Raw genomic sequence first — 23,267 nt, forward strand, 5'->3', positions numbered from 1 at the left:
TCCTCGTCCTCGACCGCGTCGGCAAGAGCTTCGGCTCGGTCCAGGCGCTGGACGACGTGTCGATCGAGCTGCATGCCGGGCGCGCCCTGGCGCTGGTCGGCGAATCCGGCAGCGGCAAGACCACCTGCGCCCGCATCCTGATGCTGCAGCACAAGCCCAGCGCCGGCCGCGTGCTCTTCAAGGGCCGCGACGTCGCCAAACTCGATGGCACTGCGGAGCTGCTGGCCTATCGCCGCGCGGTGCAGATGGTGTTCCAGGACCCGTTCGGGTCGCTGAACCCGACCCACACCATCTTCCATCACATCGCCCGCCCCCTGGCCCTGCATGCCGGCCTGGCCGACCGCCGGGCGCTGCGCGTGCGGGTGATGGAGCTGCTGGCGGCGGTGGAGCTGGACCCGCAGGCGACGGCGCCGAAATACCCGCACCAGCTGTCCGGCGGCCAGCGCCAGCGCGTCAACATCGCCCGGACGCTGGCGGTCGGCGCCGAGGTGGTGCTGGCGGACGAGCCGACCTCGATGCTCGACGTCTCGATCCGGCTCGGCGTGCTGAACCTGCTGGAGCGGATGAAGCGGGAGCGCGGCATGGCCTTCCTGTACATCACCCACGACATCGCCACGGCGCGCTATGTCGCCGAAGAGATCGCGGTGATGTATGCCGGCCGCATCGTCGAATGGGGCGACACCGGCGCGGTGGTCGACGCGCCGCAGCACCCCTACACCCGCCTGCTGCTGTCGGCGGTGCCGGACCCGGAACGGCCGTTCCAGGGCGACGCCTCGCGCCTCGACGCCAGCCTTGTGGCCCAGGCCCGCGACGCGGCCCGCCTCACCGGCGGCATCCGCCAGGTCGGCGGCAACCATTATGTGCGGGCGGCGTAGGGGCGCGGCCGGATCGGGTCAGCTTTCGATCCTGTGCGGAAGGTCGGCCCGGCACCCGAGCAGCAGACCCGTCCTTTGCAGACTCGCTGGCTTCTCGAGAACGGACAATCCTCCGCTGAGGCCGTCGAACCCACAGCCCGACGCTGCCGAGGGTCGATTCGTTCCACCCTCTGGAACCGAATGCGTCATGAACGATTTGTGGCGGCGATCTCGCACGATTCGGCCAAGCCGATTTGCGATGGACGCTCTTGAATAACGACGGCAAAATCAGACATTTTCGGCGTCATCTCGCCGAGCGATCCTCTGACCTTGGTTTTGAAGTCAAATGGCTGCCACTGGCTTTCTCGATGAATTCATTCCTCTCGATCGAACTTTTCATGAACTTGTAATCGAAGCGGGGGCAGACGACGATGTCGACCTAGCTCGACTACTGGGCCGGCGCGACTCTCTGCGCTGGAACAATCTGACAAACGAATACCGCGTCATCTTGCTGTCTGAGGCAGGATCGGGCAAGACGGTAGAAATCCGCAACATGGCCAAAAAACTTCGACAAGATGGCATTCCCGCCTTCTTTTTAAGGATAGAACATGTCTGTCAGGATTTCGAGGATTCCTTTGAAGAAGGCAATTTCGAGGAGTTCGGTACTTGGGTTTCGTCTGGTGAGGAAGGCTGGCTATTTCTCGATTCAGTTGACGAAGCCCGCCTGCGAGATCCCAAGGATTTCGAGCGTGCGATTAGAAAGCTAGGCCGGTTACTTTCGCCGGTGCTCCAGCGGGCCCATATAGTCATCACCGGTCGAACGACGGCCTGGCGGCCCAAGACCGATTTGTTGCTATGCCGGACAGCATTTCCTTATCGGCCCATTGAGATGGCCGCCACCGACGACACCTCTGCAAACGAACTGCAGGGTGTTGCCAGGAAGAAAGCGGATGCTGGAATCCGGTTGACGGATCCATTTAGAATCGTCGCACTTGATGATCTTTATGGCACCCAAATCGATGCCTTTCTGCGCGGCAAGAAAGTCCAGGATCTCAGCTCCTTCCGTGACGCAGTGGACCGCAAGGATGCTTGGTCACTGACAACCCGCCCGCAGGATTTGTCCGAACTCATTGATTTTTGGAATGAGCATCAGCGGATCGGCTCTCGTTTCGAACTTATGCAGAGCAGCATCGCTCGGCGCCTGGAAGAACGCGATCAAGATCGCTCGGAAGCACGACCGATCACACTTGAGAAGCTGCGCTTAGGCGCACGCTTGGTTGCCGCAGCAACTACGCTCGGTCAAGAATCGGCAATCCGCGTACCTGACGGTTCGGAAAACTCCAAGGGCATCCCGGTCCGGGAGGTGCTTACCGACTGGGACGACATCGAGTGCTCAATCCTGCTTAGCCGGCCGATTTTCGATGAGGGTATCTATGGCACCGTTCGCTTCCATCACCGGTCCGTGCGCGAATATCTGACTGCCGAATGGTTGCATGCGCTGATCGTCGACGAAGGCTCGCGCGCCCGGATTGAGGGGCTGTTCTTTCAGTCGCAATATGACATCGAAGTGATCGTCCCCACGATGCGGCCCGTGCTCCCCTGGCTCGCAATTCTTGATAAGCGCATCCTCACTCGCGTCTGCGGTGTCGCACCCGAAATTATCTTCGAAGGCGGTGATCCAAGTCAGCTGCCGCGCGAGACACGAAGCGCCATTCTGCGGCAGGCTTGCGAACAGCTAGCACAGCCGGCGCATGGCCGATCACTCACCGATTATGCCGCTGTCCAGCGCTTCGCGAATATTGACCTCACGGGCGATATAAAGGAGCTACTCGCCCAATACGGTGAAGACGACGACATTGCTTGGTTCTTGCTGCGTATGGTCTGGCAGGGTGAAATCGCTGGAGCTGCCGACGACGCCAAGCGCTTTGCACTTCTTTCACGTAGCAAATATACAAGAATTGCCGCGTTTCGAGCCCTCGCCGCGGTTGGTTCGGCTATAGATCAGGCAGAGATACGACAGGCTTTCCTTGCCGAGGAAGGAACACTTGACCGTGATTGGCTGGCAGAATTGATCTCGGTTCTCCCCCAGAACGACGAAGCGATCGCGTGGTTGATCGAGGCACTTGGACGCAGCTCGCCGAGGACGCGGTTCGCAGGTGACAGGCTTGCAGACACCTTGTCCCAACTCGTCTCCGGTTGGCCATTACGTTTTCTGCCTGGACTGATCACTGGGCTCCACACTCTATTGGGCAGACCGCCCGTCATCGAGCGGCGCTACTGCGATATCTCGAAGCGGTACGGCTGGTTGGCTCATGCTGCGGCGCAATCCCTCTCTCGCCTCATTGAAGCTCAAGACCCGAGTGCACTCAATCTTGCAGCACTATCGGTCTTGCGTAAGCTGCCGATCGCCGAGAATTTCGGAGACCATGAATTCCGTGACTTAAAAGGCGATCTGCCGAGGCACATCGCCGAGTGGCCAGCACTAAATCACGCATTGTTCTGGCTGGACGTCTCCGAGACGCGCGCCTTCCAAGAGGCTGAGGAACGTGGGCATCTCGCCGATTTTTGGCAGGTTGGCGCCTTCGGCCACTTCTGGAGTTTCCGCGCGGATAGCTTTGACATCATCTGCGATGACATCATCATTCGGCCGTTACCTGATGATAAACTAATCGCACTTGCCTTAGCGTTTACAATTTATCGAGAGAGTGGCCGCCCAACAGCGTGGCTCACGCGATTGAAGCGTATAGTCAGAGGGCAACCTGAGCTCGAAGCATCGATTGCCGCCTTTTTACGCCCCCCAGCTAAGCGTCGCCAGATCTGGAGGCGAGAAGAGGCGGGCTGGAAGAAGCGGGCAGCACGGAATGCAGCAACCCGGGAAGCGAACAGAAGCGAGTGGAAACAGCACCTCGATGCAAACCTCGAATCGCTATGCAATCCGGATAGGCCCGGCGTCATCGTTCTCGCCCAACAATATCTACATGAGCGAATGCGCGAGAGTGCCGATGATGGAGATAAATGGACTGAGGGAAATTGGCGCTCGCTTATCCCGGAATTCGGCGAGCGGATCGCGCGGGCGTTTCGCGATGGTGCGGTTGCATTTTGGCGCAACCATCGTCCGCAGTTGCTCTCGGAAGGTGCTGAGGCCAATACCACCCCATTCGACGCTATCTTCGGGCTGACGGGCTTGTCGATAGAAGCACAGGAGGAGCCCCGCTGGCTCGAAAGGATCTCAGAGGTAGACGCAGAGACCGCGACCCGCTACGCGCTCCACGAATTGAACGGTTTTCCCAGCTGGCTACCACGTCTTTATGCAGCTTACCCTCAGTCCGTCATCAATATCGTGATTTCGGAGATCGAATATGAAATCGCCACAGAAGCCCCCGACAATGAAAAGCACTATATTCTCTATGATGTAAGTTGGAACGGCGACTGGATGTGGGACCGGCTCGCCACACTAATCGTCGCTCGATTGCGCAAATCACCAAAAAATGCAGCCAATTTGCGCCACATTCTTAATATTATACAAGGCTCAACGCTCGACGACACGACTATTGCGAGGATCTCCGGACAAAAGGCGAAGGCAACCAAGAATTATATTACCGCACCGATGTGGTTCGCGACATGGGTTGGCGTCGATCCCGCGATCGCCATTCCGGCGCTGACGGCAAGGCTTGCCGAAATTGGCGAGGGCGACGACAAGACCCTATTCGCGATGCGCTTTATCACTGAGCTAGTTGGCGGTCACCGAGGAAGCCGCAGCACGCGCCAATCTTATCGAACGATAAAGTATATGAAGGAACTTTATCTTTTGATGCTCAATTATATATGGGAGAATGATGATATCAATCGTGCCGGTACGGGCGCATACTCACCCGTATTGCGCGATAATGCACAAGAATCGCGCAATACACTAATCTCTTTCATTCGAGAAACACCAGGCAAAGAAGCCTTTCTCGCACTGATGGACATCGCGCGCGCTCATCCGGCCGAAGCGGCACGGCCATGGATGGTATTTCATGCCAAGGGAAAAGCGACGCTCGATTCGGACGCGCCAGCTTGGTCACCGCGCCAGGTACGCGATTTCAATGACCGGCTTGAACGCACACCGGCTAACCACCGTGACCTCTGGCAGCTCGCAATCGACCGGTTGCTCGACCTCAAGCATGATCTTGAGGAAGGCGATTCAAGCATCGCCTCGATACTGCAGCCGGTCAATCAGGAAACCGAGATCCGCAAATATATTGGTAGTTGGTGCCGTGAGCATTCAGGCGGTCGATTTGTGATTCCACAAGAGGAGGAACTCGCCGACGCCAAGCGACCCGATCTCCGTTTCCACGGCATCGGTTTCGATGGCCCGGTGCCGGCTGAACTCAAGCTCGCTGACAAATGGACCGGGCCGCATCTTTTTGAACGGCTCGAGATCCAGCTCTGCGGCGATTATCTGCGTGATAAGCGCTCTAGCCGCGGAATATTCGTTCTCGTCTATCATGGCAAAAAATCTAGTTGGGATCTTCCAAATGGTAAGCGCGTCGAAGCCTTCAACACTTTGGTTGATGCACTTCAAGGTCATTGGACAGTTCTCGCGCCACAGCTTCCAGGTGTCGAGGATATTAGGATAATCGGTATCGATCTTACTAAGCGCGGCAAGGATGCCAAGACGATGTCAAATAGGAAGAAGAGGAGTACCCAAGACACCAAGTAGTGCGCACGATCCGAGGCCGTTTTCCCAAGCCACCGCCGGAGGCGCGGTGGGCAACCGCTTCACCATCACGTCTCTCGATCGCCCCGACGCAGGTACCGGCGCTTCGGCTCATCCATCTGGCCCGGCGATGTCAAATGGCGCTGTCGTCGCAAATAGCCCGCTTGAGGTCGTTTACGCCACGCGTGGCACAGCACTTGCACTCGGCTAGGTGTTCGACACCGGATTCACCGTCCTGCCCGATGCGCTCACGATCGCGAACAATTTCTCCGTCCGGGCGGCACAGGGGCGCGGCTCGCGATAGGCCAGACCGTCTCCAAGCTCGGTGCAATCGCCTGCCGGGCCACCGGCCTGCCCCCGAATGAATCGATCGCCGTCGGGCCGATGCGATCTTGCGCGCGCCGCGGGAATGTGTCGGCCTGTACGGGCATTTTAGGAACTGATTCGCGGGCCGAAGATTCCGGCCCTCCCGCACCCAGCACGCCGGATCGATTTTGCGGCGCCGGAGCGGATGGGGATTGTTTTGGGCGGATAAGGCGTTCGGGGCCGCGGTGCCCTGTGCTCCGGGTCAGGACGGCGCGGCCGCGAGGTGATCGGTCACCGTGGTGATGAAGGCCCGCAGACGGTGAAGACGCCGCATATCACGATGATAGCCCATCCAGATATCCCGGCCGGGCGGCTCCGCTGGCAGGTTGAGCCGGCGCAGGCCCGCGATCTGACTGCCGACCACCTGTGGCAGGACAGCGATACCGATGCCTGATCTGCACATGCATCCCTGCACATTCCGATTGTTCGAACGCAGGATGGGCCTCGCGTTCGGGAAGCTCTCCTCGAGCCAGGCGATATCCGGGAACTGGCCCGTCGACGTGTCGTGGGTGATGAGCCGGAAGCCGGCTCCATCGCCATAGGCCGGCTCGGGGGAATCCGCCGCGACATAGGCACCATAGGCCAATCGGGTCAGCCGTCGCTGCACGACATCGGGCGTGTTGAACGGGACGATCCGGAACGCGATGTCGGCCTCCCGCTGGGCGAGGCTGAACAGGCGGGTGCCCGTCAGGATCTCGACATCGACCAGGGGATAGGCCGTCGCAAAATCGGCGATGATCGGCGGCAGGACGTAGGCGCCGAACCAGTCGGCGGACGATATGCGCAGGCTGCCCTGAAGGTTTTGCTCCTGCCCGGCGAGCCGCCGTTCCAAGGCCAGGGCGCCTTCCTCCATCTGCTCCGCCATGGCGATGATGGCGTTGCCCTCCTCGGTCGGAATGAAACCGTCGGCCGTTCTCTGGAACAGCGTATGGCCGGTTGCCTGTTCGAGGGCCCGAAGGCGGCGCCCGACCGTCGGATGGCTCAGATGAAGCGCGCGGGCAGCGGCGCCCAGGGTGCCGGACCGGGCTATGGCCAGAAAAATCCGGACGTCACTCCACTCCATCGCGCCATTCCATCGTTCTGACCCACAAAAGTGAACGGAGACCGTTCGATACTGTCACTTATCGTACAGATCTGAATGCCCAAATCCACTCGGCGCGACATATCCGTCGCCACCGATTTCGACACTCGGAGCCGAGGAAACCCACCATGACCACCATGTATGTGACCTATGCCGGAAATGCCGACACGCCCTTCGATCGCGAGCATTGGATCAACGTCCATTTCCCGCTCGTGCTCGAATGCTGGGGACCATACGGGCTCGAGCGCCTCGCCGGCTTCTTTCCGCAGGGAGATGGCGGCGGCCTGATCGCCATCGCGACCTGTGTCTTCCGGGACGAGGCAGCCATGGAAACGGCGCTGGCCTCGCCGGAAACGGCACGGGTGATGGCCGACGTGGATCTCGTCACGGCCGTCAAGCCGCGGCGCAGCCTGGCGACGCCCCTTTGAGCGGCGGCAACGCGACAGCCGTTGGGCCGATCCAGGACAGGTCGGTGACGGCGGGTGATGGTGCCTCACCCGACCCGCGCCGCTGGGCCATGTTCGTGATCCTGCTGGTCGGCGCGTTCCTGCCACCGCTTGATTTCTTCATCGTCAATGTCGCACTCCCTTCGATCCGCGGGGAACTGGGCGCCGCGTCCTCCGCCGAGCAGCTCGTCATTTCCTCCTATGCCGGGCTCTATGCCGTGACGCTGATCACCGGCGGGCGCCTCGGCGATCTCTATGGTCGCGGCCGGGTGTTTTTCATCGGGCTGATCGGCTTTGCCGCGGCATCGATGCTGTGCGGCCTTGCGGGATCGCCCTGGGCGCTGATCGCCGGGCGGGCCTTGCAGGGCGTGACGGCGGCCGTGATGGCGCCGCAGGCGCTCGCTTCGGTGCAGGCGATCTTCCCCGAGGCCGAAAAGCCGCTCGCGCTCAGCCTCTATGGCGCGGTCTTCGGCCTGGCCGCCGTGGTCGGCCAGGCGCTGGGCGGTATCCTGATTTCGCTCGATATCCTAGGCTTGGGGTGGCGGGCCATCTTCCTCGTCAATGTGCCGGTGGCGACCCTGGTCGTGCTGTTCGGCCTTCCCCTGCTGAAGGAAACGCGCGCGCAGGACGCGCGCAGGCTGGACCTTGGCGGCACGGCATTGTCGATGGTGACGCTGGGCGCGCTGATCGTGCCGCTGATCGAGGGGCGTGAGGCGGGCTGGCCGCCATGGTCCTGGCTGTCGCTCATGGCGGTGCCGGTGCTGGCATGGCTGTTCTGGCGCTATGAGACCCGGCTGGCGCTGGCGGGCGGCACGCCCCTGCTCGATCCGGCGGCCGTGCGGGCGCCGGGGCTGGGCCGCGCGCTGCTGATCGCGCTGTTGTTCTACGCGGTCGGAGTCTTCTTCCTGCTGTTCTCGATCTATCTGCAGGAGGCGCTGCACGCGACCGCGCTGGGCGCCGGCCTGGCCTTCCTGCCGTTCGGTGCGGGACTCCTGCTGGGGCCGCTGTCGACCCCATTCTGCAAACGCATCCTCGGCGCCTATGTCAATCCGGCCGGCATGGGGCTGGAGGCCGCCGGGTTCATCGGCCTGGTCTGGGCCATCGTGGCGGTACCGGCCGGCGTGCCCCCCGCGCCCGTGCCGCTTGCCGCCATCCTGTTCGTCATCGGTCTCGGCCAAGGGCTCGCGCTGCCGACCTTGATGCGGATGGTGACGGGCCGGGTCGCGCCGGCCTTTTCCGGCATGATCGCCGGCGTCGCCAGCTCGACCCTGCAAATCGGCACCGCGCTCAGCGTCGCGGTGATCGGCGGGATATTCTACACCGTCCTCGGCGCGCGCACCGATCCGGCGGCCATCACCCAAGCCCTTATCGTCGCGATCCTCTGCATCGCCGCCTGCCTCGCCATCGGTGCGGGTCTCAGCCTCACCCTTGCCCGGCGGCACGCCCCGCCCCCCGAATGAATCGACCAGCGTCAGGCCGATGCGATCTTGCGCGCGCCGCGGGAATGTGTCGGCCTGTACGGGCATTTTAGGAACTGATTCGTGGCCGGGGAGTCTGGCCCTCCCGCCTCCAGGACGCCGGATCGATTTTGCGGCGCTGGAGCGGATGGGGACCGTTTTAGGCGAGAAGTGTTCGGGACGGAGGCACGGCGCCGGCAGAGGGGCGCAGTCCGTGCCTGTTCGACAATCAACCGGAGGGGGGCCCGGTGAACCACAGATTCATGGTCGTCTTGCTGGCGGCGCTGCTGCTTTTTGCGCCGTCGCTCAGCCACGCGCAGGCACTCAGCTGGAAGCCCGGCAATCCCGGCGGCGGCGGTGCCTTCAACTCGCCGGTCGTGACCACCGAGGGCTACTGGGCCACCGGGTCCGATCTCGGCGGCCTGTCTCTCAGCACCGATGCCGGGGCCAACTGGTCCGCGGTGGGATCGGCCCAGGGGCTGACCGCCACCCATGTCTCGTCGCTGGCCGCCCACCCCGCCGGCAAGCTGCTGGTCGGCACCGACAGCGGGCTGTTCGTCGGCAACAGCAACGGCACCGGCTTCAGCCGGAAATACGCCAGCGGCTACATCGCGGCCATCGCCGTGTCGGCCAATCCGAACATCGTCTACGCCGCGGTGCATCCGCAATGGGATGCCCTGCAGCCCTACATGATCCGATCCACCGATGCGGGCCAGACCTGGAGCGTGACGAATTCCAACCTGCCCGCCGGGCTGCGCATCACCGGGCTGCGCACCCATCCGGTGGACCCCAACGGCGTCTGGGCGATCGCCGGCCGCGGGCGCTTTCCGGACCGCCCGGAAAGCCAGGTGATCTACCAGGCCTATTTCTCCACCGATGGCGGCGGCAGCTTCACCCGGCTCGACCCGCAGCAGGGCAAGCTGGTCGATATCGCCTACGGCCAGGACCCGCAGAACCTGAACCTGATGTATGCGACGGTGGTCACGGCCAGCAATGCGCCGCAGGTCTACAAGTCGCTGGAAACGGGATATTCCTGGACGCTCATCGCCTCCGGCGCCCAGGCGCCGTCCGGCATCATCCTGGCCGACCCGTCCAACTCCAGCCGGGTCCGGATCATCGGCCTCGACGACCAGGCGCTGCGCCCTGCCGGGACCTATGGCAGCTTCCTGTGGGAGAGCAGCAACGCCGGGTCGACCTGGACCAAGCGCACCCTGAGCGTCAGCGGCGGCTGGTCCCAGGCCGATGAAGACTGGGGCATGGGCTTCAGCTACCAGGGCCTCGGCCAGACCATCGGCTACAACAAAGCCTTCCCGAACACCGTGCTGTGGACCAACAACCAGTTCCTGTACGCCAGCAGCGATGGCGCCAAGACCTGGAGCGACAGCGTCTCCACCGCGGTCGCCGGCAAGTGGCGCTCGCGCGGCATCGACAATGTGGTGCCGACGGTGATCGAGCCGAGCGCGGCGGATGCCAACCTGGTCTATGCCGGCTACATGGATCTCGGCCTGTGGCGCTCGGATGACGGCGGCAGCAGCTGGGCCAGCCTCAACGCCGTGTCCTACACCGGCGGATGGGCCGGCAAGGGCGGCAACAGCCTGAGCGTGATCGCGGACCCGAGCCGCCCCGACGTGGTCTGGGCCCAGCTGGGCGGCAATATGGAGAATTGCGGCACCCCCTGCAGCGAACCGCTGTACCTGCTGAAGAGCACGAACCGCGGCGCGACCTGGCAGCAGCTGACCCAGGGCCTGCCCAGCCCGATCCGCCGCCTGGAAGGCTTGGCCGTGGCGCCCGACAGTCCCGCCACCTTCCGATGGCTGTACGCGGCCGTGAACGGCGACGTGTATCTGAGCGAGGACGACGGCGCCTCGTGGCAGATGGTGCTGGACTGCCCCAACAACGACTGCTTCCGGATCTACTACACGGCGACCAACGGCGTATTCGCCCTGTCGGCCGGCGCCGTCTATCGCTCGTGGCAGGGCGGCAGCGCCAACACCTGGAGCCAGGTGACCCTGCCCGCCGCCATGACCGGCGGCTGGACCCCGGGCCAGCACTGGCTGCACGATGTCTGGACCTATAGCGGGCCGATGGATCTGGCCAGCCGCGACAACAACGTCTGGATCGCGGTCAAGGGCACCGGCAAAGGCCTGTACCGCTCGGCGGATTACGGCCAGAGCTGGGCCCTCGTGCAGGCCAATGACCAGGCCCGGACCGTGACGGTCGATCCCGGCACCGGCCGCGTCTATCTCGGCAGTTCCAGCGCGGTCCAGGCCGGCGGCTATGCCACGACCAGCCTGGGCGTGCTGACCAGCGCCAACGGTATTTCCGCCTGGACGGCGCAGAACCAGGGCCTGGCCTATCCGTTCGCGCTGTTCGCCCGGGTCGCGGCCAACGGCGCGCTGTGGCTGGCCTCGCCCGGCCAGGGCGTCATGAAGTGGCGGTGACACCACGCACAATCGCCTGCTCCAGAGCCTGTTTGCACTGCTGGGACGACTCGGTGCGCTGAGCTTCGGCAGCGCCCGCGCCGCCGACCCGATCATGATCTACAGCGATGCGCTGCAGATCGGCCGGCAGGATCGGAGCCTTTCCCGTGCTCGACCAGGTGTTCGTCCGGCCGCAGTCGGACGGCGAGCCGGCGCGGGTTGAGCTTCTTGGTCGGGCCCCGAAATCACGCGTGCTGCGCGCCGTGGCGCCAAAAATTTCCCTATCCCTTCCGCCACTGGGCCGGGGTTCTGCCCATGTGGCTCTTGAACGCGCGCTGGAAGGCTGCCTCGGATTGGTAGCCAACCGCGTCCGCCACGGCACCGGTGGACATGGATGGCTTCTTCAGCTCATTCGCCGCCAGGGCCATGCGGATGTCGGTCAGGAGATCGTTGGCCGATCGTCCAAGCTTGTCCCGGAACTGGCGTGCCAGCGTCGCGCGCGACATGTTGCAAAGCCGCGCAAGGTCCGGCAGCGACCACGGTCGGGCCGGCTCGTTGAACATTGCCGCCAGCGCGGGCGCCAGATGGGGATGGCCGGCGAGCGCAAGAAGTCCGACCGGCGCTTCCTCCGCTTCGCTCGCAAGCCGCATGACCAGCGTGAACATTGCCGTGGACAGCGCATTCAACATGGCGCGGCCGCCAAGACTCTCGGCAGCTGACTCGCTCCGCATCAGCGATACAAGGCCGGCCAATTGGGCTCGGGTTCCAGGGCCCGCCGTTGCGGCACTTTGATCGGTCGCATGCACCACGAGCCGGGCCGGCAGATAGTCGCGTAGAAAGCGGTCGTGCGGCCGCGTGATGACGAGGTGGCCGCAGAGCATGTCAAGGCGCTCGCCTGTGCCTGCGTTCTCGCTGATCGTGAGATTGAGGCTTGCGCGATTTCTCGCCGGCATCGGTGGCGCGCCGCTGCCATCGTTGAAAACGTGGCGCGGATTTCCGGGCAGCAACAGAATGTCACCCGCCTTCAGCTGTAGCGGCCGACCACCATCCGGATCTTCGAGCGCCGCCGATCCGCTGATGACCACGTGATACGGGATTTCGCCGGCCTCTGCGGGCCCCTGGTCGATCCGCCACGGCGCGCCGTAGAAACAGCGCAGATCGAGCCTGCCCTGCACGGACATGATGTCGAGGAGCCGGCTTAGCCAATCCACAGGCGTTGACATACCAAGCACCGTGTTGTGAGATGAATGAGCATATAATTGAGCCATATAGGCATTAAAGATATCATGCTGAGCGCGTAAATGACACTCGTCGCTGGCCACCCACCCGGCCAGCCCGAACCGAGGAGTGTCGTCATGTCCCGTCTTCCCGTCCCCGCCCTGCACACCGCCACCGGTGCGACAGCCGAGGTTTACGCGCAGATCAGGAAGGCCGCCGGCAGTGTGCCCAACACCTTTGCGGCCATCGGCGCGCATGGACCTGCCGCGCTCAGGGCGGTGCTTGCCGCCGATGCCGTGCTCGCTTCGGGCACGCTGACAAGACGCGATCAGGAAGCCATCAAGCTGGTCATCAGCGAAATTGCCGGCTGCGACTACTGCGTGGCAGCCCACAGCATGCTCGGCAAGCTTGCGGGGCTGCAGCCCGACGAGCTCAAGAAGATCCGCGACGGCCAGCCCACGGGCGATGCCAAGCGCGATGCATTGGTCCGCTTCGTCCGCATGCTGGCAGAGACCGGCGGCACCATCAGCCTTGAAGACTTCGCGGCGATCAAAGGCGCTGGTTACAGCGATGCACAGCTGGTGGACATCAGTCTTGCCTTCGCAACGACCGTGTTCACCAACGTTTTCAACCGCATCAACGACACCGAGATCGATTTCCCCGCCGTCGCGTGAGGCGACGGCCTTCACCTGGGGTCAATCAAGGGAATCCGGCAGAGGCAGGAGCGCACATCCCATAGCCTCGGAGGGTGGCTTCCGCAGCGAGCCGTCCAGACCGCGCTTTGCGATGCCCGGTTCGATGGCCGGTCTGGCGCCTTCCAGACGGGCCTGAGAGCCGGATTCAGGAACTCGGACCGGCCCCGGGGCATTGGCACAGGACAGGGGTCGTTGCGATCCAGGCCTCGCCTGGCCATTGCGCACGGCCCGCCAAGCAGGCCCGGCCATCGCGCGCTAAGCCCGATGGCCGGCAACCCGCCCGTGAAGACGTCGGGCACCGACAGGCCGCCAAAGATCGGCCAGGACCAGATCGGGGCACGACATCCATGGCCAGTGCGGCGCCTGCACGGTGATCGTCGACGGGCGGCGCATCGCGTTCGTGCCGCCGCCGCGCTCCTTTGCGGAGAAGTCCTATAACATCGTGCATTGGACCGATATGCCGAGAGGCGGCCATTTCGCCGCTCTGGAAGAGCCGGAGCTGATGCGGGCCGACCTGCGGGCCTTTATCGCCAAGGTTTCAGAAGAGCGGCCCTGAGGATGGCGATCCATGAAGGAGCATTCGGTGAGAACCGTCGAGACCGAGACCCTGCGGATTGCCTATGTCGACCATGGCCCCGCCGATGGCTGGCCGGTGATCCTGACGCACGGCTTCCCATACGACATCCATGCCTTCGACGACGTGGCTCCCATCCTGGCCAAGGCCGGGGCGAGGGTCATCGCTCCTTATATCAGGGGCTTCGGCCCGACCCGCTTCGTCTCTGATGTTATCATGCGGAGCGGGCAGCAGGCCGCGCGCGGCCGCGACATCATCCAGCTTGCCGACGCTCTTGACCTGGAAAGCCCGATCGTGGCCGGGTTCGACTGGGGCGGCAACGCATCCTGCGTGGCGGCGGCATTGTGGCCCGAGCGGATCGGCGGCCTCGTCTCCTATGCCGGCTACGACATCATCGATGTCGGCGGGCAACGACACCCCGCCACACCGGCGCTCGAGCGTGTCTGCTGGTATCAGCATCTCTTCCAGACGGAACGCGGACGCGAGTGCCTGGCCGAGCATCGCCGCGACCTGTGCCGGTTGCTCTGGGAGGAGTGGTCGCCCGGCTGGCAGTTCGACCAGGCCACGTTCGATCGGACCGCTAATTCCTTCGATAATCCTGACTTCGTGGATGTCGTCATCCACTGCTACCGGCACGTCTTCGGCCTGGAAACCGGTGAGCCGGCATTGCAGGCGTTGGAAGACCGCCTGGCGCAGCAACCGGCGATTGCGGTGCCGGCGGTGACGCTCGACGGCGCCCGCGATCCGTTGAAGCCGGGCGGGACCGCCGATCACGCCAGCCTGTTCACGGGCCCGCACGAACACCGCGTGATCGACACAGGACACAATCTGCCACAGCAGGAGCCCCAGGCTTTCGCCGACGCGGTGATGACGGTCCGTGGATGGCTGCGCCGGCGATAGAAGGACGGCTTCAGGTCGAACCCGTGATGCGGCCACCAGCGTCTCCTGTCATCCATCTGGCCTACGGCCGCAAAGAACGTTATCGTCGTAAATGTCCCGTTTAAGGTCATTTACGCCATGCGTATCACGATCCTCGCTCTCGACCAGGTGTTCGACACCGGATTCACCGTTCTGGTCGACGCGCTCACGATCGCGAACAATCTCTCCGTCCGGGCCATGGGGCGGGAGCCGCCCTTCGAGCTGTCGGTCGCAGGGGTGCGGAAGAAGGTCCGGACCGGCCGCGGGCTGGCCATCCCGGTCCGGGCCGTGACCCCGCAGTTGAAACCGGATTGGGTGGTCGTGCCCGCCCTGGTCGCCACGACACCGGAGCTGCTGGTCCCGGCGCTCGCCCGGCCGGATGTGCGGCAGGCCGTGGCCCAGATGGTCAGATGGCATGCCGAAGGCGCGCTGATCGCCGCCTCATGCATCGGGACCTTCCTGGTGGCCGAAACCGGCCTGCTCGATCACCGCGCGGCAACCACGACCTGGTGGCTCTCGCCGCTGTTCCGGCAGCGCTATCCGACCGTGAAGCTCGACGAATCCCGCATGCTGGTGCCGACGGATATCGGCGTGACGGCCGGCGCGGCGATGGGGCATCTCGACCTGGCCCTCTGGCTGATCCGCAAGACCAGCCCGGAGCTGGCGGGCCTCGTCTCGCGTTACCTGCTGGCCGACATCCGGTCCTCGCAGGCGCCCTACATCATTCCTAACCACCTGGCGCAGGCGGACCCGCTGATCCTGCGCTTCGAGCGCTGGGCGCGCGAGCACCTGCACGAGGGCTTTTCGCTGCAGGAGGCCGCCGCCACCCTGGCGACCAGTCCCCGCTCGCTGCAGCGCCGCTGCCAGGCGGTGCTGGGCAAATCGCCCCTGGCCTATTTCCAGGACCTGCGGGTCGAACGCGCGAAATCCCTGATCCATGGCAGCGGCCTCGACCTCGACGCCATCGCGGCCGAGGTCGGCTACGTCGACGGCGCGACGCTGCGAACGCTGCTGCGCCAACGCCTGGGGCGCGGCGTGCGCGATCTCCGCGCCGACCTGCTCTGATCCTACGGGGCGCCGGGCGGCGCCAGCAGCTGGCGCAGGGGATTGAGCGGCGCGAGAGGCGTGAGCTCGAAATTCATCAGATGGGCCTGGCCCAGGGGCAGCGCCTCCAGCATGGCCTTGGCGGCATCGGGATCGGTGACGTCGAGGATGAAGGCGACGCCCGGCCGCCCCTGCAGCGAGTACCATTGGTCGATCTTGCCATCGAGGTAGAGCTGGGCGGTCGCACGCATCTCGCCGGGCAGGATGCGCATGGCGGCCTGCAAATCCGCGCCGGGGACCAGGGTCCCGATCGCCAGGATCCGGGTGGTCGGCGTCGCAGGCGGCGTCTGGGCGCCGGCCGTGCCTGCGGCGGCAAACAGGACCGCCGCAGTGACGGCTCCGATGTGGAAGCCGTTCAACATGGGATTCTCCTGCGATGATGCGTGCGAAGCGCCAGGCCTTCGAGCGCTACGCCGCGCCCGACAGCGTGAAGTCGCTGAGATCGGCCGACAGGATCAGCACGTCCTTGTCCGGCTGCCTGTCCGGCCCGCGCGGATGGATGCGGCGGCGGGTGGGGAAGACGATGCCGCCGAACGCCTGGTGATCATGGAGATAGTGTGCGGCTGTGCCACCGCCGGAGATGTCGACCGAGTAGTCGTGGCGGCGGATCAGCCCCCTGTCGTCGAAATACAGCACCTGCTCGGCGGAATGGGTGACGAAGGACAGGGGGAAGGTGACCTTCACCGCCCGCCAGGTCTCTCCGGCCTCGGTCCAGGGATGGATTTCCTCAAGCCGGATACCGTCCCGCAGCAGGGCGAACGGCAGGTTGAGATAGGTCCACATGGCGTAGCCGGCGAAATACGCCAGCTGGGGACCGCTCCACGGCGCGTCCGGCTTGAAGGAGCCGCGGGGATTCCGCAGCTCTTCCAGGACCGTGCCATCGGCGGACTCCACGGCTGTCCGATATGGCTCGTAAATGCCGACCTGCCCGGGCGCCAGGAAGGGGCGATACGTCACCCGCTGCGCCCGCGTGTCGACGGTGACCCGGGTCGGCGCCTTCGTGAAGGCCCCCTGGCCTCGCAACGGCAGGGCCAGGCCGCCGGGAATGAAGGTGGCGGCGACCTGCCGGACCTGGTCCCATCGCGCCAGGCCGCCATGGGCTTCAATCGATGACGCGATCAGTTCGAGCATTGGAATGCCTTGAAGATTTGGTCGGACCGTTTCCGCTGTTGAAGCCGCGTGGCGCCGCCGATGAGGATCGGAGGGTTCATCGGCGGCGGCGCCGGTGCTTACTTGCCCTGGATCAGCAGGCCGAGCGGGGCGAGCGGGCCGACATGCATCAGCTCGTACTGCGCGAACCCGCCTGATGTGAGCGGCAGGGCGTCCACCGTCGCCTTCGCCTCTTCGATCGACTCGACGTCCATCAGGAAGATCACGCCGGGCTTGTCCTGGCGGAACCAGAACTGCTCGATCTTGCCGTCGAGATAGAGCTTGAGCGTGGCAGGCACTTCGCTCGGCATGATCTGCTGCCGGTCTTCCGGGGACATCGGCTTGGTGATCGATGCGACGGCCAAAACCTTCATGGCTGTTCTCCTCGTCTTGGTGATGTTTGACGAGGGTGACCCTACGCGGCGGACATCAAAGCCGGTATCGTCGTAACTGCCAACTTTAGGGTCATTTGCGCCAATCGGAGTCCGCTGCCTTCCCCCCTGTGGCGAGGGCCTACAGGCGCTGGATCACCTCGACGCAGAAATCGACGAAGGCCCGGACCTTGGCGGGGGGATGCCTGCGCGACGGGTGGAAGGCGAAAAGCGGGAAGCGCTCGCCATGCCAATCCGGAAACAGATCGACCAGCTCGCCATTGGCCAGCAGGTCGCCGACGCCCCAGCCGATGATCTGGGCGATGCCGGTGCCGGCGATGCACTCCGCCAGCATCGATTTCGGATCGGTGAAGGTCAGCGGGCCGCTGGTCGCAACCTCGATCGTCTCCCCGTCCCGGCTCACCTCCCAGTCGAAGGGCCGTCCCGTGTAGGGATCGAGAAACTGGAGGCAGCGGTGCCGCGCCAGATCCGACGGGTGGCCGGGCCGGCCGTGGCGCTCGATATAGCGGCGCGATGCCACAGTCAGGATCGGCGCCTCGATCAGCTTGCGCGACACCAGGGTCGACAGGCGCGGCTGTCCGAAGCGGATGGCGAGATCGATGCCTTCGGAGACGAGATCGCCGATCTGCTCGCTCGACACGAATTCGATGGTGAGGTCGGGATAGTGCTCGCAGAAGGCGCCGAGCCGGCCGGCCAGCACCAGCGGCAGGAAGAACGGGTCGATGTCGACCTTCAGGCGCCCGCGCACCGCCGAGACCGCGCCGGACGCGACCACCGCCGCATCCTCGATCGCGTTGAGGTGCGGCTTCACCTCTTCATAAAAGCGCCGCCCTTCGTCGGTCAGCGACACCGATCGCGTGGTGCGGTCGAGCAGCCTGACGCCGAGCCGCGCCTCCAGCCGGCTGATAGCGCGGCTGACGCCAGAATCGGTGATGCCGATCAGTTCCGCCGCCTTGACGAAGCTGCCGCCCTCGACCACCGCCGCCAGCACGCTGACGCCGGACAGGATCCGGCCGTCGAATGCCATCATCCACTCCTGATTATTCGTCAGGAACCATCTGACACAAGCTCACTTAATTCAAGACCGTCCGGGAGCGATAAACGCTGCGACGCGGAGCCCCCTTCCGCGCAACCGGAATGGAATTGATCATGAGCATGCAGAACGCCCGCACCCTGTTCAAGGGCGGCACCGTCGTCACGATGGACGCCGCGGTCCCCAACCTCGCCACCGGTGATGTGCTGGTCGAAGGCGATCGCATCGTCGCGGTCGTCGCCCAGATCCCGGCCGATGGCGCCGGGATCATCGACGCCGCCGGCAGCATCGTCATGCCGGGCCTGGTCGATGCGCATCATCACGCCTGGCTCGGCGTCATGCGACGGCTGATGCCCGATGTCGACGATCTCTTCGCCTATATCGCCGTCGTGGCCGAGACGCTGGGCGCCCACTACCGCCCGCGCGACATGTATCTGAGCACGAAGCTGACCGCTGTCGCCTCGCTCGACGCCGGCATCACCACCATCATCGACGCCTGCCATTCGTCGCGCAGCCCCGAACACACCGACGCGGCGCTCGACGCGCTGCATGACAGCGGCATCCGCGCGCTGCACATGGTCGGCGCTGCCATGGACAAGACGGCGTCGGCCGCGCATCTGCCGGCAGATCTCGAACGTCTTGCCGCCACCTGGAACGCCGATGGCGGTCTGGTTCGCGTCGGCCTGTTCGGCATGTTCAATCTGGACTGGTGGACGGTCGCCCGCCGCCTCGACATGCGCATCCTGACCGAATTCATCGGCGACCTCGCCAAGCTGGGGCCCGAATTCGCAGCACCCGGCGTGCTGGGGGGGCACAACATCTTCAACCATTGCACCCGCCTGCCCCAGGACACGTGGAAGTTGCTTGCCGATGCCGGCGTCGCCGTCACGATCAATCCCCGCTCCGACGCGTTGTTCGGCTTCGACGACGACGGCTTCGCCTATCAGCAGGCGATCGATCATGGCCTGGCGCCGGCGCTCGGCATCGATCTCGACACCGCCTTCGGCAGCGACATGTTCGGCGAGATGCATGCCCTGTTCGGGCAGCAGCGTTCGGCCATGCGTTATCGCCGGTTCCGGGGCGAGGCCGATGTGCCCGCGCCGATCACGGTCGATGCGGTGCTGAAGGCCGCGACCGTCAACGGCGCCCGCGCCGCCGGGCTGGAGCATGCGGTCGGCACGCTGACCCCGGGCAAGCAGGCCGACATCATCATGGTCCGCACCGATGGCGTCGGGGTCTTCCCGGTGACGAATGCGATCGGCACCATCGTACAGGCGGTCGGGCGGGCCGATGTCGACACCGTGATGGTCGGCGGCGCGGTCCGCAAGCGGGCCGGCAAGCTGGTCGATGTCGACCTGGCGAAGCTGTCGGCCGATGTCACCGCCTCACGCGACCATCTGCTCGAGGCCAGCGGCTACCGGACGGACCTGTTCGCCTGATCCTGCGCGCTGCCCGCCTGCGCGGGCGGCGCCGCGATCCCCACTCGACTTGAAAAGAGGCTGTCATGTCAGCACTCGCTGCCCATGGCGCGGGCCAGCCCGACGCCGCGCCGGTTCATCTCGCCCGACCGGCGCCGGGCATCATCGCCGCGCTGTTCTGCGGCTATCTCGCGGTCGGGCTGCCGCTGCCGATCCTGCCGCTCTTCGTCCATGACCAGCTCGGCTTCAGCACGCTGACCGTCGGGCTGGTGATCGGCATCCAGTTCCTGGCGACCATCCTGACCCGCGGCTATGCCGGGCGGGTGACCGACCAGCAGGGCGGCAAGCGGTCGGCCCTGCAGGGCGCCGCGGTCAGCGCGTTTGCCGGCCTGCTCTATCTCGTCGCCGCCCTGCCGGGCATGCCGCCGGCGATCAGCCTCGCCATCATCGTGGCGGGCCGCCTGGCCGCCGGCTTCGGCGAAAGCCAGTTCGTCACCGGCTGCGTCTCCTGGTCGATCGCCTCCGTCGGGCCGACGCGGGCCGGCCTGTCGATGTCCTGGACCGGCATCGCCATGTTCGCGGCGCTGGCCATCGGCGCCCCGATCGGCATGGCGCTGTATCAGGCCTATGGGCTCGAGGCGGCCATGGTCGCCTGCATCGCCGCGCCGCTGATCGCCGCGGCCGTCGCCTTCGGCGCGACCTCCTACATCAACCCCACTGGCCAGCGCCTGCCCTTCCACCGCGTCGTGGGCCAGATCTGGCGGGAAGGCCTCGGCCTGATGCTGCAGGGCGTCGGCCTGTCCGGCCTCACCGCCTTCGCCTCGCTCTACTTCGCGACCCGCGGCTGGGCCCATGCCGGCCTCGTCATGACCGCGTTCGGCATCGGCTTCATCCTGGTGCGGGTCGTGTTCGGGGGCCTGCCCGACAGGATCGGCGGCTATCGCGTGGCGCTGTGGTCGCTGGTGGTCGAGGCGGCCGGCCAGGCGATGCTGTGGGGCGCGCCCTCCGAGATCGTCGCCCTCGCCGGCGCGCTCGTCACCGGCCTCGGCTGCGGGCTGATCTTCCCGGCCCTCGGCGTCGAGGTCCTGAAGCGCGTGCTGCCGGCGAACCGGGGCAGCGCCATGGGGGCCTTCGTCGCCTTCCTCGACATCGCCCTGGGCGTCGCCGGCCCCGCCGCCGGCCTGATCGCCGGCCAGTTCGGCTACGCTGCGGTCTATCTGCTCGGCGCGGCCTGTGCCCTGCTCGGCGCCGCCCTGGCGCTGGCCAGCCGCAGCGCCTGACCGTCACATCAGAGACAGGAGACACTCCATGTCGCGCAGCTTCATCTCCGGGTCGTCCACCGGCCTCGGCCTGATGGCCGGCGCGTTGCTGGCCGGACAGGGCCACCAGGTCGTGCTGCACGCCCGCAACGCCGCCCGCGCCGAAGACGCCCGCCGCGCCCTGCCCCGGGCCGAAGCGATCGTCGAGGGCGACCTCGGCACCATCGCCGGCGCCAAGGACGTCTCGGCGCGGGTGAACGATCTCGGCCGCTTCGACGCGGTGATCCACAACGCCGCCGTCGGCTATCGCGAGTCGCATCGGCTCACCGCCGACGGGCTGCCGCACGTCTTCGCGATCAACACGCTGGCGGCCTACATCCTGACCGCGCTGATCGAAAAGCCGGCGCGGCTAGTCTATCTGAGCTCGGGCATGCACCACCACGCCGACGCCAGTCTCGACGACATCCTCTGGCGCCGGCGCCGCTGGAACGGCTCGACCGCCTATGCCGAAAGCAAGCTGCACGATGAGATGCTGGCTTGCGCCGTCGCCCGGCGCTGGCCCGACGTGCTGTCGAATGCGCTCGAACCCGGCTGGGTGCCGACGAAGATGGGCGGCCCGGGCGCGCCCGACGACATGGACCAGGCGCATCTGACCCAGGCGTGGCTCGCGGCCGGCGACGAGCCGGCGGCCAAGGTGACCGGCCGCTATTTCTTCCATCTGCGCCCGCTCGCCGCCAACCCGCAGGCCCATGACCCGGCGCTGCAGAACCGCCTCGTCGCGATCTGCGCCGAGCTGTCGGGCGTCCCGCTTCCTTGACTCAACGCGCCCCTGGCCCGGTTGATGGCGCCGGAGGCCACGTGTACCTGTCCTTGCCATGATGATGGAGACGTCTCATGACACCAGATGAGAATCCCCACGCGCTGAGCGCCGCGCAGGTGGAGCAGTTCATCCGCGACGGCTTCGTCCGGATCGACCGGGCCTTTTCCCGGGAATTGGCCGGGGAAGCCCGCACCATCCTGTGGCGGGATATTCCTGGCGACCCCGACGACCCGGCGACCTGGACCCGGCCGGTGGTCCGGCTGGGCTGGTACGGGCAGCGGCCGTTCTGGCAGGCGGCGAACACCGCCATCCTGCACGCGGCCATCGACCAGCTGGTGGGCAAGGGCCGTTGGGTCCCGCGCCAGGACCTCGGCACCTTCCCGGTGCGGTTCCCCCATCCCAAGGACCCCGGCGACGCCGGCTGGCATGTCGATGTCAGCTTTCCCGGGCCGGACAGCGATGCGCAGGAGCGGCAGGATTTCTCGTCCTGGCGGGTCAATGTCTCCTCGCGCGGCCGCGGCCTGGTGATGCTGTTCCTGTTCTCCGACATCGGGCCGCGCGATGCGCCGACCCGGCTGCGGGTGGGGTCGCATCTCGACATGGCCCGGTTCCTGGCGCCGGCGGGCGAGGCCGGCCTGGCAAGCCCGCAGGTCGGCAGCGTCGGCGCCGACCGGCCCGAGGCGGCGGCGACGGGCGAGGCCGGGACCGTCTATCTGTGCCACCCCTTCATCATCCATGCGGCGCAGAAGCATTACGGCACGCAGCCCCGCTTCCTGGCCCAGCCGTCGCTGGGGCTGGCCAAGCCCTATCGGCTGGAACGGGAGGATGGGGCCTATGTGCCGGTCGAGATCGCGATCCGCCGGGCATCGGGCAAGGGCTGACGCCGCCGGGGCCTCAGCTGCGCGGCGGGAAGCGTAGCGGCCGGTGATCGGGAAGTCGGCCAGCCGGTCCTCCAGCCGTGCACCGCCACCGATGTTGTGCACCGCCAGAGGTGCGCCGCTGGCGCCCCGAAGGCCGGTGACGACGGCGATGTGCGGCAGGTTGCCCGGCAGCATCTGGGTCACCAGGTCGCCCTCGGCCAGCTCCGCAAGGCTGGTGTCCGGCGGCAGCGCCTGGCCGAGGCGGCGGAAGAAGGCCTGCAGGTTCGGCACCCGGCGATGATCGATGTTGGGGTCCGGGCGCTTCAGGCCCCAGCTTTGGGGATAGCGGGAGAAGTTCGCCCGCATGTCCTCATGCACCAGGCGCTGCAGGTCGAGGCCGAAGGCGTCGCGGTAGGCGCGGATGACCACATCGGTGCAGACACCGCGGTCACGCGGCACGTCGCCGTCGGGATAGGCCAGCCGGACATAGGTGGGGTCACCGTG

General features: G+C 65.6%; 19 protein-coding genes and 2 pseudogenes. 13 read left to right on the top strand and 8 right to left on the bottom strand.

Annotated features, from left to right (window positions below; all coding sequences use genetic code 11):
• On the top strand, nt 1-875 hold an 875-nt coding region (locus tag AC3XYG_RS07865), incomplete at its 5' end, for an ABC transporter ATP-binding protein (protein WP_489139260.1).
• Nucleotides 876-1,200: 325 nt separating this feature from the next.
• The gene (gene hyoA / locus AC3XYG_RS07870; RefSeq protein WP_489139261.1) at nt 1,201-5,556 is read left to right on the top strand and encodes an NACHT domain-containing antiphage protein HyoA; all 4,356 of its coding nucleotides are present in this window, start codon (nt 1,201-1,203) and stop codon (nt 5,554-5,556) included.
• A 565-nt stretch (nt 5,557-6,121) separates the two neighbouring features.
• On the opposite strand, the gene AC3XYG_RS07875 is transcribed toward hyoA, so the two are convergent.
• The gene (locus AC3XYG_RS07875; RefSeq protein ID WP_489139277.1) at nt 6,122-6,784 is read right to left on the bottom strand and encodes a LysR family transcriptional regulator; all 663 of its coding nucleotides are present in this window, start codon (nt 6,782-6,784) and stop codon (nt 6,122-6,124) included.
• Between the two features lie 27 nt (nt 6,785-6,811).
• Nucleotides 6,812-6,982, bottom strand: a pseudogene (locus AC3XYG_RS07880) (LysR family transcriptional regulator); the annotation flags it as partial.
• 146 nt (nt 6,983-7,128) lie between these two features.
• Between AC3XYG_RS07880 and AC3XYG_RS07885 the strand changes: the two are divergent.
• The 3 genes from AC3XYG_RS07885 to AC3XYG_RS07895 all read left to right on the top strand — a co-directional run bounded on the left by AC3XYG_RS07885 (nt 7,129) and on the right by AC3XYG_RS07895 (nt 11,344).
• A complete protein-coding gene (locus AC3XYG_RS07885) occupies nt 7,129-7,428 on the top strand; it encodes an EthD family reductase (protein WP_489139262.1) in 300 nt (99 codons plus the stop codon).
• A 44-nt stretch (nt 7,429-7,472) separates the two neighbouring features.
• Nucleotides 7,473-8,906, top strand: a complete 1,434-nt coding sequence (locus tag AC3XYG_RS07890) for an MFS transporter (protein WP_489139263.1) — start codon at nt 7,473-7,475, stop codon at nt 8,904-8,906.
• Between the two features lie 245 nt (nt 8,907-9,151).
• Nucleotides 9,152-11,344, top strand: coding sequence for a beta propeller repeat protein (locus tag AC3XYG_RS07895; protein WP_489139264.1), 2,193 nt, complete (start codon nt 9,152-9,154; stop codon nt 11,342-11,344).
• Nucleotides 11,345-11,604: 260 nt separating this feature from the next.
• Here AC3XYG_RS07895 and AC3XYG_RS07900 read toward each other — a convergent pair whose 3' ends face one another.
• Nucleotides 11,605-12,645: a cupin domain-containing protein gene (locus AC3XYG_RS07900; RefSeq protein ID WP_489139265.1), complete on the bottom strand. Its 1,041-nt coding sequence runs from the start codon at nt 12,643-12,645 to the stop codon at nt 11,605-11,607.
• A 33-nt stretch (nt 12,646-12,678) separates the two neighbouring features.
• Between AC3XYG_RS07900 and AC3XYG_RS07905 the strand changes: the two genes are divergently transcribed.
• From AC3XYG_RS07905 to AC3XYG_RS07920, 4 genes are all read left to right on the top strand, one after another.
• Nucleotides 12,679-13,215, top strand: a complete 537-nt coding sequence (locus AC3XYG_RS07905) for a carboxymuconolactone decarboxylase family protein (protein WP_489139266.1) — start codon at nt 12,679-12,681, stop codon at nt 13,213-13,215.
• A 391-nt stretch (nt 13,216-13,606) separates the two neighbouring features.
• A complete protein-coding gene (locus AC3XYG_RS07910; RefSeq protein ID WP_489139267.1) occupies nt 13,607-13,792 on the top strand; it encodes a hypothetical protein in 186 nt (61 codons plus the stop codon).
• Between the two features lie 12 nt (nt 13,793-13,804).
• A complete protein-coding gene (locus AC3XYG_RS07915) occupies nt 13,805-14,710 on the top strand; it encodes an alpha/beta fold hydrolase (protein ID WP_489139268.1) in 906 nt (301 codons plus the stop codon).
• 117 nt (nt 14,711-14,827) lie between these two features.
• Nucleotides 14,828-15,793: a GlxA family transcriptional regulator gene (locus AC3XYG_RS07920; protein WP_489139269.1), complete on the top strand. Its 966-nt coding sequence runs from the start codon at nt 14,828-14,830 to the stop codon at nt 15,791-15,793.
• A 2-nt stretch (nt 15,794-15,795) separates the two neighbouring features.
• Here AC3XYG_RS07920 and AC3XYG_RS07925 read toward each other — a convergent pair whose 3' ends face one another.
• From AC3XYG_RS07925 to AC3XYG_RS07940, 4 genes are all read right to left on the bottom strand, one after another.
• Nucleotides 15,796-16,194 (bottom strand): muconolactone Delta-isomerase family protein, encoded by a 399-nt coding sequence (locus tag AC3XYG_RS07925; RefSeq protein ID WP_489139270.1) that lies wholly within the window; start codon nt 16,192-16,194, stop codon nt 15,796-15,798.
• A 46-nt stretch (nt 16,195-16,240) separates the two neighbouring features.
• Nucleotides 16,241-16,963, bottom strand: coding sequence for a hypothetical protein (locus tag AC3XYG_RS07930; RefSeq protein ID WP_489139271.1), 723 nt, complete (start codon nt 16,961-16,963; stop codon nt 16,241-16,243).
• Between the two features lie 98 nt (nt 16,964-17,061).
• Nucleotides 17,062-17,355, bottom strand: a complete 294-nt coding sequence (locus tag AC3XYG_RS07935) for a hypothetical protein (protein ID WP_489139272.1) — start codon at nt 17,353-17,355, stop codon at nt 17,062-17,064.
• 139 nt (nt 17,356-17,494) lie between these two features.
• Nucleotides 17,495-18,403, bottom strand: coding sequence for a LysR family transcriptional regulator (locus tag AC3XYG_RS07940; protein WP_489139273.1), 909 nt, complete (start codon nt 18,401-18,403; stop codon nt 17,495-17,497).
• Nucleotides 18,404-18,522: 119 nt separating this feature from the next.
• Between AC3XYG_RS07940 and AC3XYG_RS07945 the strand changes: the two genes are divergently transcribed.
• From AC3XYG_RS07945 to AC3XYG_RS07960, 4 genes are all read left to right on the top strand, one after another.
• On the top strand, nt 18,523-19,845 hold the full coding sequence (locus AC3XYG_RS07945) for an amidohydrolase family protein (protein WP_489139274.1): 1,323 nt from the start codon (nt 18,523-18,525) through the stop codon (nt 19,843-19,845).
• Between the two features lie 65 nt (nt 19,846-19,910).
• Nucleotides 19,911-21,104: an arabinose transporter gene (locus AC3XYG_RS07950; protein ID WP_489139275.1), complete on the top strand. Its 1,194-nt coding sequence runs from the start codon at nt 19,911-19,913 to the stop codon at nt 21,102-21,104.
• A 28-nt stretch (nt 21,105-21,132) separates the two neighbouring features.
• Entirely contained in the window at nt 21,133-21,900 is a 768-nt protein-coding gene (locus AC3XYG_RS07955) for an SDR family NAD(P)-dependent oxidoreductase (RefSeq protein ID WP_489139276.1), read from the top strand.
• A gap of 77 nt (nt 21,901-21,977) precedes the next feature.
• Nucleotides 21,978-22,784 carry a phytanoyl-CoA dioxygenase family protein gene (locus tag AC3XYG_RS07960; RefSeq protein ID WP_489139278.1) on the top strand — a complete coding sequence of 269 codons (807 nt, stop codon included), beginning with the start codon at nt 21,978-21,980 and terminating at the stop codon, nt 22,782-22,784.
• A 93-nt stretch (nt 22,785-22,877) separates the two neighbouring features.
• On the opposite strand, the pseudogene AC3XYG_RS07965 reads toward AC3XYG_RS07960, so the two are convergent.
• Nucleotides 22,878-23,222: pseudogene (locus tag AC3XYG_RS07965) on the bottom strand (DUF1287 domain-containing protein); the annotation flags it as partial.
• Nucleotides 23,223-23,267 lie beyond the last annotated feature (45 nt).

The organism is Inquilinus sp. (assembly GCF_057815775.1).

Bases quoted from the DNA above. Each gene is read 5' to 3' on its own strand.
- AC3XYG_RS07940 (WP_489139273.1), bottom strand. From the start codon at position 18,403: ATGATGGCATTCGACGGCCGGATCCTGTCCGGCGTCAGCGTGCTGGCG.
- AC3XYG_RS07885 (WP_489139262.1), top strand. From the start codon at position 7,129: ATGACCACCATGTATGTGACCTATGCCGGAAATGCCGACACGCCCTTC.
- AC3XYG_RS07950 (WP_489139275.1), top strand. From the start codon at position 19,911: ATGTCAGCACTCGCTGCCCATGGCGCGGGCCAGCCCGACGCCGCGCCG.
- AC3XYG_RS07905 (WP_489139266.1), top strand. From the start codon at position 12,679: ATGTCCCGTCTTCCCGTCCCCGCCCTGCACACCGCCACCGGTGCGACA.
- AC3XYG_RS07915 (WP_489139268.1), top strand. From the start codon at position 13,805: ATGAAGGAGCATTCGGTGAGAACCGTCGAGACCGAGACCCTGCGGATT.
- AC3XYG_RS07920 (WP_489139269.1), top strand. From the start codon at position 14,828: ATGCGTATCACGATCCTCGCTCTCGACCAGGTGTTCGACACCGGATTC.
- AC3XYG_RS07960 (WP_489139278.1), top strand. From the start codon at position 21,978: ATGACACCAGATGAGAATCCCCACGCGCTGAGCGCCGCGCAGGTGGAG.
- AC3XYG_RS07935 (WP_489139272.1), bottom strand. From the start codon at position 17,355: ATGAAGGTTTTGGCCGTCGCATCGATCACCAAGCCGATGTCCCCGGAA.
- AC3XYG_RS07955 (WP_489139276.1), top strand. From the start codon at position 21,133: ATGTCGCGCAGCTTCATCTCCGGGTCGTCCACCGGCCTCGGCCTGATG.
- AC3XYG_RS07925 (WP_489139270.1), bottom strand. From the start codon at position 16,194: ATGTTGAACGGCTTCCACATCGGAGCCGTCACTGCGGCGGTCCTGTTT.
- AC3XYG_RS07930 (WP_489139271.1), bottom strand. From the start codon at position 16,963: ATGCTCGAACTGATCGCGTCATCGATTGAAGCCCATGGCGGCCTGGCG.
- hyoA (WP_489139261.1), top strand. From the start codon at position 1,201: ATGGCTGCCACTGGCTTTCTCGATGAATTCATTCCTCTCGATCGAACT.
- AC3XYG_RS07875 (WP_489139277.1), bottom strand. From the start codon at position 6,784: ATGGCGGAGCAGATGGAGGAAGGCGCCCTGGCCTTGGAACGGCGGCTC.
- AC3XYG_RS07945 (WP_489139274.1), top strand. From the start codon at position 18,523: ATGAGCATGCAGAACGCCCGCACCCTGTTCAAGGGCGGCACCGTCGTC.